Source organism: Gluconobacter sp. P1D12_c (assembly GCF_018812105.1).
GTDB lineage: Bacteria > Pseudomonadota > Alphaproteobacteria > Acetobacterales > Acetobacteraceae > Gluconobacter > Gluconobacter oxydans_A.
Window position 1 is genome coordinate 1 of the sequence record NZ_JACSIQ010000943.1, and the last position, 349, is coordinate 349.

The 349-nt window shown below is 58.1% G+C and carries 1 protein-coding gene; it reads left to right on the forward strand.

Features of this window, described 5'->3' with window-relative positions; genetic code table 11:
* On the forward strand, positions 1-349 hold a 349-nt coding region (locus KP705_RS19895), incomplete at both ends, for a transposase (protein ID WP_215765565.1).

Sequence of the window (349 nt, forward strand, 5' to 3'; positions counted from 1 at the left end):
CTGATCAACGACCGCCTGTCGTTCATGCGCTTCCTCGGCCTGGGGCTTTCAGATCGTGTTCCTGATGCCAAAACGGCCTGGCTGCTCCTTGAACGCCTGACGCAGGTGGGAGCGATCGAGGGTCTGTTCAATCGCTTTGACACTATTTTGAGGAACGCCGGTTATCTGCCGATGTCGGGCCAGATCCTGGATGCAACGCTGGTGGCCGCTCCAAAGCAGCGCAATACGAACGCTGAGAAAGCCGACCTCCGGGCAGGCCGTATTCCTGAAGGCTGGCAGGACAAGTCGGCAAAGCTGTCGCACAAGGATCKCCATGCACGATGGACRCTRAAGTTCACGAAAGCGAAGC